A 9125-nucleotide genomic window follows, 5' to 3' on the forward strand; every position below is an offset into this window, starting at 1 on the left:
CCCAGTGACGGCCATTTTCGCCATCGCCTTCGGCAATCTTGTCGCCATTGCACAACAATACGGGGAATTTCGCCTTGTCGGCTTCCATCCGCACCTGATAACGGCTGAGCACATCGGGCCGGTCGGGTGCGAAGGTGATCCGGCGGAAACCTTCCGCTTCGCATTGCGTGCACAGCATTCCGTTGGAACCGTAGAGCCCCATCAGCTGGGTGTTGGTCGAGGGATCGAGTTCGACCTCGATCTCGACGATATGCGCCGCACCGCTCAGTGGCAGGATCAGATCGCCGTCGACCAGCGTCCAGTCGGTGCGCGCTTCGCCGTCGACTTTCACCGATGTCGGGCTGATATCATCGCCCTGCAGGACAAGGGGTTCGTCGGGCTTAGCGCTTTTTGACCGCCGGACATCCAGCTTCGAGCGCACCACGGTCCGCTCCAGATCAAGCTGAAAATCGAGTTCGACTTCCGGAATGAACCAGGCCGGTGGCCGGTAATCCTCGCGGCGGATGGTGGCCGGATCTTTGGGGGCCGGAGCGGCGTCAGCCATTTCGGAATTGGCGGTTTTTTGAATATCAAGCATGGGCTTGCCATAAGAGCCATTTGCACCCCGCGCAATTGCGTTTATGGCTTGGGCAAAAGGGAGTGGGTCATGTCCAGACTATTGATGTTGGTTTTCGCCGCCATGCTGATCGTCGGCTTGCCGATAGATATGCTTTTTGCACAATCCGGCAGCGCGGCGTTTGACGTAGAGCAGGCCAGCCGTGCCTATATCGACACGCTGCAAGGCGCCGATCTCGAAAAATCCAACAGCTATTTCGAGGGTGGCTACTGGCTGATCCTGTGGGGCGCACTGGTCGGCATATTGGTCGATTTCCTGATCCTGCAGTCGCGCCTGTCGGCTCGCTTCCGGGACTGGGCCGAACGGGTGACCAGCAGAAAATGGCTGCAACCCGCGCTCTATACATTCCCTTATGTCATTGCCGGCTTTCTGATCACCCTGCCATGGACCATCTACACCGCCTTTTTCCGGGAACAGCAATATGGTCTGATGAGTCAGGATTTCGGCAGCTGGTTCGGCGAACAAGTGATAGGCCTGGCTATCTCGCTGGTCATCTTCCCGCTGCTGATCATGGCGATTTTTGCGGTGATCCGCCGGGCGCCCAAAACGTGGTGGCTTTGGGGAACCGGCGTTATCACGATCTTTCTGTTCATCGGAATGATGCTCGGGCCGGTATTCATTTCGCCTCTGTTCAACGACTATAACGACATGGAAGCCGGTCCGATGCGGGACAAGATCGTCGCAATGGCAGCGGAATATGATATTCCGGCAGAGAATATCTATGTTTTTGACCAGTCCAAACAGCATAAACGTATATCGGCCAATGTCTCCGGTCTTGGACCGACGATCCGGATTTCGCTGAACGACAATCTGCTCGAGCGTACCGATCCCGAAGAAGTCGCGGCCGTCATGGGCCACGAGCTCGGCCACTATGTTCTCGGCCATACCTGGCGATCCATATTCATCCTGGCGCTGATCATGGCTGTCGGATTGTTCATCACCGCCCGGTTCGCGCCCCGGCTGATCGAACGCCATGGCGAGAAATGGGGCGTGCGCAGCATTTCCGACCCGGCCGCTATCCCGGTGTTCAGTATCATCCTGATACTATATTTCTTGGCAGCGACGCCGGCGTTCAACACGTTGATCCGGGTCAATGAAAGCGATGCTGACCAGTTCGGCCTTGACACCGCGAAGGAACCGGACGGCTTTGCCAAGGTCGCCATGCGCCTGTCGGAATATCGCAAGATCGAACCGGGCCCCGTCGAGGAAATGCTGTTCTTTGACCATCCGTCGGGTGCCACGAGAGTCCGCATGTCGATGCAATGGAAAGCTGACCATGTTGAAAATCCGGTGATGCTGAAACCCGGCAAGCTGGAGAAAGAATAGGCCGTGACGCGCCACATGCTGATCTTCGGGATGGGCTATACTGCCTCGCGGCTAGCTGAACGGCTGCGCAGCGATGGCTGGACCGTGACTGGTACACGCCGCGAAGCGAGCGAGGGTGCGATTGCCTTTGATGATCGCGCATCGGTCCTGGCGGCATTGGCAGAGGCAACGCATGTCCTGTCGTCGGTTCCACCGGCCAGTGACGACGGTGATCCGGCGCTCGATCATTATGGCGAGGCGCTTGCGTCAGCCTCGCTGCGATGGTGCGGCTATCTCTCCGCGACCGGCGTCTATGGCGACGTCGATGGTGCATGGGTCGACGAGAGCGCGCCCATCGGTTCGGGCCGCCGCAAGGCGCGTAGCGATGCCGATCAGAACTGGCAGCATTTGCGCAGCGATATCCATGTCTTCCGCCTGCCCGGCATATATGGTCCGGGCCGCAACCCCCTAACCCGCGTGCGCGACGGCAAGGCCAGGCGCGTCGACATGCCTGGACAGGTGTTTAGCCGGATCCATGTCGACGATATTGTGTCGGCGGTAATCGCATCGTTCGACGGTCCGGCGGGCGTTTATAATGTATCGGATGATCGGCCCGCGCCACAGCATGAAGTCGTCGCCCATGCTGCGCGCCTATTGGGCATGGATGTGCCGCCATTGCTGTCGCTGGAGGAAGCCAATCTGTCGCAAGCTGCGCTGGGCTTTTATGAAGAGAACCGCCGCGTGGCCAATGGCAAGGCCAAGCGGCTACTCAATTGGCAGCCGCAGTTTCCGGACTTCAAGGCGGGACTTCAGTCGCTGCTCGACTAATGCTCAGGCGGGAATGCGGGGAGTCTTCGGCTTGCGCGCACGCAGTGCCACCAGCAGTCCGAGCATCGCCAGAACCGCGCCGCCAGCCGGCAACCAGGTCCAGACATAATCCTCGAAAATCGTCGACAATATCATCGCTACCACCGGTACCAATACGCTGGAATAGGCCGCCTTGCCTGGTCCTATTTCGCGGATCATCGAAAAATAGAGCGGGAAGGTGACGACCGAGCCGATGACACCGAGATAGACGATCCCGCCCCAATAGGCAGCGCGCATTTCGTATACCGGCGGGCCGACGGTAATCCACGACAACGCGACATTGATGAGGGCGCCGAACAGCATCGCCCAGGCGAGGACGGTGATGATCGGATAGGATTTGAGCCGCTCGCCCGCCTGCATGACATTGGCAATCGAGGCCGACATGATTCCGCCTAACGCCAGCGCGGCACCGATCAGCACCTGTTCGAGACTGGCCGGAGATGCGCGATATTCGTGCCAGAACAGCATCGCGATCCCGACCGCAGCTATGGCAGAGCCGCCCAGAAACGCGCCGGATATCTTTTGGCCGAGAAAGACACGGCCCATTATCGCGTTGGGCACCATCAACAGCGCGAACAGCACGGCGACCAGTCCCGAAGTAATGAACAGCTCGGCATTATAGACAAAGTTGAAATTGAAGCTGAACTGGAACAGCCCGAGAATGAGAGCGAACAGATAGCCGGTGCGGTCGAGCCGGAACGACAGCCGCTTATAGGCCACCAGTACGAACATGGCGGCGGCGGCAATGATGAACCGGTAGCTGACCGACCAGCTGGGCGGCACTTGCGAAATCTGGTCCTTGATCACCAGCCAGGTCGATCCCCAGATCAGCGAGACCAGCAGAAACGGGATCAGGATGCGCGGGTTGAGGAGGCTTGGCTCACTCTCGTCGCCGGCGTTCATAAGGATGCAATCGCCTCGGCTAGCGGACGGATATCCTCGGCGCTCTGGTTCCAGCTGGTCACCAGCCGCGCCTGCCCTGCGCCCCAGTCGTAGAAGTCAAAACCGATGCTGCGCAAATGCGCCGCTTCGTCTGCCGAGAGTCTGATGAAGACCTCGTTCGCTTCGACCGGATAGATCAATCGGTCGCCAGCCGCCTTGGCAATGATCTGCGCGCCTTCATTGGCAGCGCTGGCATTGTCGAGCCACAGGTCTTTGTCGAGCATCGCCAGTATCTGCGCTGCGAGATAACGGCCCTTGGACTGCAAATGGCCAGCCCGTTTGCGGCGATAATGGGTGTCGGCGGCCAGATCACGATCAAAGAATATCAAAGCCTCGGCGCTCATCCCGCCATTTTTCACAAAGCCGAAACTGAGCGCATCAACACCCGCTTTCCACGTCAGATCGGCGGGCGAGCAACCGAGCGTCGCCACCGCATTGGCAAAGCGCGCACCGTCCATGTGCAGACCGAGACCGCGTGCCTTGCAGACTTCGGCGAGGCCCGCGACTTCATCGGGGCGATAGACCATGCCACATTCGCTGGCATTGGTGATTGAAACGGCAGCAGGCTGGACCTGATGGACATCGTCGCGGATCGCCGCACAATATGCCTCTACGCTTTCCGGAGAGAGTTTTGCGCCCTCCCCGTCCAGCAGCATCAGCTTGGCACCGCCGGTGAAGAAACCGGGCGCTCCGGCTTCGTCCTGCTCGATATGGGCTTCGCGGTGGCAGATCACGCCCTGATGCGGCTGGCACATCGCGGCGAGCGCCAGCGAATTGGCCGCCGTGCCGGTCGCCACCCACAAGGCTTCAACCTCGGTTTCGAACAGGTCGGAAAAAGCGCCGTTGAGCCGCGCGCTCAGGCTATCGCCGTCGTAGGCGGTATCCTGCACATTGGCTTCGACCAGCGATTCCAGCACCTTGGGGTGCACCGACGCGGCATTATCAGAGAAAAATCGCATTTGCAGCGCATGGCTTAGAGCTTCTGGCGCGTCAAGATGGCTAAGGGCCCGAAACCGCAACAATATCATTGTCACTATGGCGGTGGATATATTATTAAGGACATCGACACCTGCGAAAATCGCAGGCTGACAGGGCCAAGACCCCCAATATTTGTCACGGCGGCTAACTTCTGCAATCATCGGCAAATGTCAAAAGCGCCCGCCAGCCAGTTCACCCACTCGCATATCGTTTCGAACGACGGTTCCGTCACGTTCCATTGCTCGTATGACGAAGACAAATGGCCGTGGCTGGCCTTGCACCCGTTTGACCCGATCGTGGTGCAGACCGTCAACTACTGGGCTTCGGTAGAGACCGGCACCGCGCGGGGGACATTTGACCCGACAAAATGGTCCGCCTTGACCCAGACCGAATGGGTTTGCGGCGAGCCCGGGGTCGGTCATGCTACCCACGGCTTTGCAGAGCCGATTGGCGAGGCCGGCGGGCCCGGCTTCGGACTGACGTTTTTCGACCAAGAGAATTCCCTCGTCTACCGGATGAGCGGCACCGGTGTTATTTTCCACAACCGGGACTTCGAAGCATGGCGCGAGCAGGCCAAGGAGAAAATGGCGGCGCAACCTGCCCAGCCTGACTTTCCATATGCCTCCGCGAAAGCCGTAGGAGTTGCGACCCAGGCCGAGAGTTTTCTCTCGGCCATCAGAAACGACAATAGGCCATCAGCACTGGCGCTGATCACGAAGAAAAATGGGTTTCCGCCCGCTCACCCCTATCTCAGCGGTTCGGGCGATCACGTGAATTCGACGCAACTCGCAGATGTCGGGAGGCAATTTACCAGTCTCTTGCTGGGAGGAGAGCCGTTGATGATCACCGGCGGCAAGATGGAATTCCTGCGATATGTCGAATTGGGCCGCCCGTTTGAAGTCGAACTGGCGCGCCATGACAGTTCAAAAAATATTGTGTCGATGACCGTTCAACAGGCAGGTCGCCCGTGCGCAACCATCGAGATACGATATCAAAGTCAGCGGCAGGACTGAGCTGCCATTAGGAATCCTTGGACAGCGCATCCAGAAATGACCGGACCCGCTTGGCATTGACGCCGAGATCGCTGACGCCGATCCGGCTGACCGACCGCATATCCACTGTGCTGCCTGCGCCGTCTTCCGTCGGGACCACCCGCAGGACGACATCATCCTTGAAGCGGATATAGGACACGCTCGCGGTTGCTTCGAAATGGCCTGCCTGAGGATCAGCTACTGCCACCTCCCAGCCTAAGTCACCGGCGATGGCCTCAGCACGCGCGATCACTTCGGCTACCGGCTTCGCGATTGTGACCGATTGCAGATCAGGATAGCCCTGGCTGTGGATTGCACGCCAGTTCTCGACCGTCTCGACACCGGCAAGATTATCGGCGCGGAGCGATAGCGAGGCAAATTGCGGCGGGTTGGCGAGGTCGGTCGTTATATCGTGAATGGCAGGAACATCGCCACCAGCCGCCGCGCGGGAGCCGAGAAAGCTGATATAGATTATCGCGATGAGCAATCCGACAAAGGCCGCTTTCTTGCTGCCGCCATTTTTGAAGGCCAACGTAAGCGCGATGATACCGGCCAATATGGCAACAGCCGCGATCAGCGCTCCGGCCAATATGCCTGAAAAGCCGGCAAGCTTTCCGATCATGTCATAGCGAGCAAGCGTGACGCCGACCACGGCAACGACCGGTGCAGCAATTCCCAATATCAGCGCCGATTTGCTCAGCCGCTTCGCCCATTTACCGTCTGCCATATCAACCCCTGCTCTGTTCCCGGCGCGATCTGCGCTCCTGCATTTCGTCAGTGTGGATGCTTCACAGGCCGATCAAGGAAAGTCAACTTTCGCGGCTATGGTTCGCTGGATCACGGTGATCACGCACATCGCCGAGTAGATCGCGGCGATGACGGAAAAATATTGGGGAAACAGGCACATCAGGACAAAAGCGGTGATAGTCTCGGTGCCTTCGGCGAGGCCGGTATTATAGAAGAAGCTCTTCTTGCCGTGGGCTTCGGTTTCACGGCCCGCTTTGGCCGCCATTACAGCATAAGCGAGAAAGCTGATACCGGTCAGGGTGAAGCTGGCGATCAATATCATCGCGAAGGGAAGATTGGCGGGCGCGGCAAAACCGAAACCGATCGGGACAGCGACGTAAAAGGCAAAATCGGCGACGATATCAAGATAGCCGCCGAAATCTGACTGCTTCGTCGCGCGCGCGACTGCGCCATCGAGTCCGTCAAGCACCCGGCTCAGCAGCACCAGCGCCAGACCGAGAAGATAATAGCGGAAACCGATTGCCACACCTGCCCCGATGCCGATCATCGCGCCAGCCAGGGTGACCTGATTGGCGGTGATACCGGATCGGGCCAGCGCCTTGCCGATGGCATTGAGCGGCGGATCAATCAGCGGTCTTATCCGGGAATCAAGCATAGTTCCCCCTCACCCAAAGCTCACCAGTCCAATCACCGCTCCGGTCATCGCGGTGGCGCAATTGCCAGCGATCCAGCTTTTCACGCCCAGTCCGGCCACCTCTGCCCGGCGCGACGGCGCGAGCGTTCCGATGGTCGAGACCAGCAAGCCGACGCTGGCAAGATTGGCGAAGCCGCAAAGCGCGTAGACGACAATCAACTGGCTGCGCGGATCAAATGTCCCTTCGGGGATCGCGGCGAGATCGAGATAGGCAACATATTCGTTGAGGATCGTCTTGGTCCCCATCAAAGCGCCAGCAGCAGGTGCCTGGTCCCACGGCACGCCCAGCGTCCACATCAGTGGCGCGAACAGCCAGCCGAAGGCACGTTTGATGGTCACCGCCTGTCCGTCGACATAAGGCACGATCGTCAATATCTGGTCGACCAGAGCGACCAGCGCGAACACCACCAGGATGATCCCGATAACCGCCAGAAAAACCTGCACGCCTTCCATCGTTCCGCGCACGAGTGCGTCGATGCTGCCGTCATATTTCAGCCCCGGCTGCTTGTCGCTGGTCTCGGTCTTGCCGTTGCCCGGCACCATCAGCCGGGCGACCAGTATCGCGGCTGGCAGCGAGATCAGCGATGCAGAGATCATATGACCGACCGCATTGGGAACCGCCTCCGACAGGGTCGAAGCATAGAGGATCAGGATCGCGCCCGAGATGGTCGCCATCGGCAGCACCATCACCATGAACAATTCGCCCCGGCTCATCTTCTCGAAATAGGCCCGTAATACCAGAGGCGATTCGACCACGCCGAGAAAGATATTCGCGCCGCCACTGAGACCAACCACGCCGCTCACGCCCATCGTCTTGCGCAGCGCCCAGGACAGACCGCGGACGATCCACGCGAGCACGCCCCAGTGCCACAGCAAGGCCGACAATGCCGAGAACACGATTACCAGAGGCAGTATCTGAAAGGCGATGATCAGCGGTGGCTGTGCGCCTTCTTTCAGCACGAAGGGCAATTCCGCGCCGCCAGCATAGCCGAACATATAGGATGACCCGACCAGACTCGCTTTTTCAATCGCCATCACGCCCTGATTGGCGAGGCCGATGATGTCCCAGACAAAGGGCACCCGGACGATAACCAGTGCGATGGTCAGCTGGAGCAACAGCGCTCCGCCGATCCATTTCCAGCTTGGCCGGTCCTTGCGGTTTTCCGATATAGCCCAGACGAACAACAGGATCAGCGTCAGACCGATCAGTCCCTGTCCCTGCTGCAAGATGGCGATCATCCGCGCATCCAGCTGTGATAGCGCTCGACCCAGCGAAGCAGGCCTTCCGGTGCATGCGCGCGCTTCCACTCGCCCGCGGCATATTTATTGGCTTCCGCCATGGTCGGATAAGTGTGGATCGTGCCCAATATCTTGTTGAGGCCGAGTTTATATTTCATCGCCAGAACATATTCTGCCAGCAATTCTCCGGCATGGTCACCGACGATGGTGACGCCGAGAATCTTGTCCTTGCCCGGAGGGGTCAGCACTTTGACAAAGCCCTGGGTTGCGCTTTCGGCGATCGCCCGATCCAGTTCGTGCATCTGATAGATGGTCACCTCATGGGCGATATCCTGTTCTTTGGCTTCCTGTTCGTTCAGACCAACCCGGGCAATTTCCGGATCGATGAAGGTCGTCCACGGAATGACCCGATAGTCAGCCTTGAAGGTACGGAACTGGCCGAACAGGGCGTTGACCGACGCGTACCAGGCCTGATGCGATGCGACATGGGTGAATTGATAGGGGCCAGCGACATCGCCTGCGGCAAATATATTGGGATAAGACGTGGCGAGAATATCATCGGTGACGATGGTCCGTCCGGTCTCGATGCCCAGTTCTTCCAATCCGAAACCCGACATCCGTGCCGAACGACCGACGGCGATGACCAAGGCGTCAAAGGCGATCGCCTGTTCCTTGCCATCCGCGCTAACGATCAACCGTTTTTCAC

At 58.9% G+C, this 9125-nt stretch carries 9 protein-coding genes and 1 pseudogene; 3 read left to right on the plus strand and 7 right to left on the minus strand.

The genetic code is table 11. The annotated features are described in order from the left end of the window. A pseudogene (gene pepN / locus V7680_RS13920) lies at window positions 1–544 on the minus strand (aminopeptidase N); the annotation flags it as partial. A gap of 102 nt (window positions 545–646) precedes the next feature. Here pepN and V7680_RS13925 point away from each other — a divergent pair. Beyond that, a complete protein-coding gene (locus V7680_RS13925) occupies window positions 647–1942 on the plus strand; it encodes a M48 family metallopeptidase (RefSeq protein ID WP_335653869.1) in 1296 nt (431 codons plus the stop codon). 15 nt (window positions 1943–1957) lie between these two features. Continuing rightward, a complete protein-coding gene (locus V7680_RS13930; RefSeq protein ID WP_335653877.1) occupies window positions 1958–2749 on the plus strand; it encodes an SDR family oxidoreductase in 792 nt (263 codons plus the stop codon). A 3-nt stretch (window positions 2750–2752) separates the two neighbouring features. Here the strand turns inward: V7680_RS13930 and V7680_RS13935 are convergent, their stop codons facing one another. Continuing rightward, complete coding sequence (locus tag V7680_RS13935) at window positions 2753–3691, minus strand: DMT family transporter (RefSeq protein WP_335653870.1); 939 nt, start codon at window positions 3689–3691, stop codon at window positions 2753–2755. Beyond that, window positions 3688–4689 (minus strand): threonine aldolase family protein, encoded by a 1002-nt coding sequence (locus tag V7680_RS13940; RefSeq protein ID WP_335653871.1) that lies wholly within the window; start codon window positions 4687–4689, stop codon window positions 3688–3690. The genes V7680_RS13935 and V7680_RS13940 overlap by 4 nt, the downstream gene beginning before the upstream one ends. A gap of 186 nt (window positions 4690–4875) precedes the next feature. Between V7680_RS13940 and V7680_RS13945 the strand changes: the two genes are divergently transcribed. Next, window positions 4876–5721, plus strand: coding sequence for a hypothetical protein (locus tag V7680_RS13945; RefSeq protein WP_335653872.1), 846 nt, complete (start codon window positions 4876–4878; stop codon window positions 5719–5721). Window positions 5722–5728: 7 nt separating this feature from the next. Here the strand turns inward: V7680_RS13945 and V7680_RS13950 are convergent, their stop codons facing one another. From V7680_RS13950 to V7680_RS13965, 4 genes are all read right to left on the minus strand, one after another. Beyond that, on the minus strand, window positions 5729–6466 hold the full coding sequence (locus tag V7680_RS13950) for a DUF1499 domain-containing protein (protein ID WP_335653873.1): 738 nt from the start codon (window positions 6464–6466) through the stop codon (window positions 5729–5731). Between the two features lie 72 nt (window positions 6467–6538). Continuing rightward, on the minus strand, window positions 6539–7141 hold the full coding sequence (locus V7680_RS13955; RefSeq protein ID WP_335653874.1) for a CDP-alcohol phosphatidyltransferase family protein: 603 nt from the start codon (window positions 7139–7141) through the stop codon (window positions 6539–6541). Between the two features lie 9 nt (window positions 7142–7150). Beyond that, window positions 7151–8419 (minus strand): NupC/NupG family nucleoside CNT transporter, encoded by a 1269-nt coding sequence (locus tag V7680_RS13960; protein WP_335653875.1) that lies wholly within the window; start codon window positions 8417–8419, stop codon window positions 7151–7153. Beyond that, window positions 8416–9125, minus strand: a 710-nt coding sequence (locus tag V7680_RS13965; protein ID WP_335653876.1) for an FAD-dependent oxidoreductase, incomplete at its 5' end; no start/stop codon positions are given. The genes V7680_RS13960 and V7680_RS13965, both read right to left, overlap by 4 nt.

Source organism: Parasphingorhabdus sp. (assembly GCF_036963705.1).
Taxonomy (GTDB): Bacteria; Pseudomonadota; Alphaproteobacteria; order Sphingomonadales; family Sphingomonadaceae; genus Parasphingorhabdus.

What these genes read in the sequence shown, in the direction of transcription:
- V7680_RS13940 (WP_335653871.1), bottom strand. Translation starts at nt 4,689, where the DNA reads ATGCGATTTTTCTCTGATAATGCCGCGTCGGTGCACCCCAAGGTGCTG.
- V7680_RS13960 (WP_335653875.1), bottom strand. Translation starts at nt 8,419, where the DNA reads ATGATCGCCATCTTGCAGCAGGGACAGGGACTGATCGGTCTGACGCTG.
- V7680_RS13935 (WP_335653870.1), bottom strand. Translation starts at nt 3,691, where the DNA reads ATGAACGCCGGCGACGAGAGTGAGCCAAGCCTCCTCAACCCGCGCATC.
- V7680_RS13945 (WP_335653872.1), top strand. Translation starts at nt 4,876, where the DNA reads ATGTCAAAAGCGCCCGCCAGCCAGTTCACCCACTCGCATATCGTTTCG.
- V7680_RS13955 (WP_335653874.1), bottom strand. Translation starts at nt 7,141, where the DNA reads ATGCTTGATTCCCGGATAAGACCGCTGATTGATCCGCCGCTCAATGCC.
- V7680_RS13950 (WP_335653873.1), bottom strand. Translation starts at nt 6,466, where the DNA reads ATGGCAGACGGTAAATGGGCGAAGCGGCTGAGCAAATCGGCGCTGATA.
- V7680_RS13930 (WP_335653877.1), top strand. Translation starts at nt 1,958, where the DNA reads ATGCTGATCTTCGGGATGGGCTATACTGCCTCGCGGCTAGCTGAACGG.
- V7680_RS13925 (WP_335653869.1), top strand. Translation starts at nt 647, where the DNA reads ATGTCCAGACTATTGATGTTGGTTTTCGCCGCCATGCTGATCGTCGGC.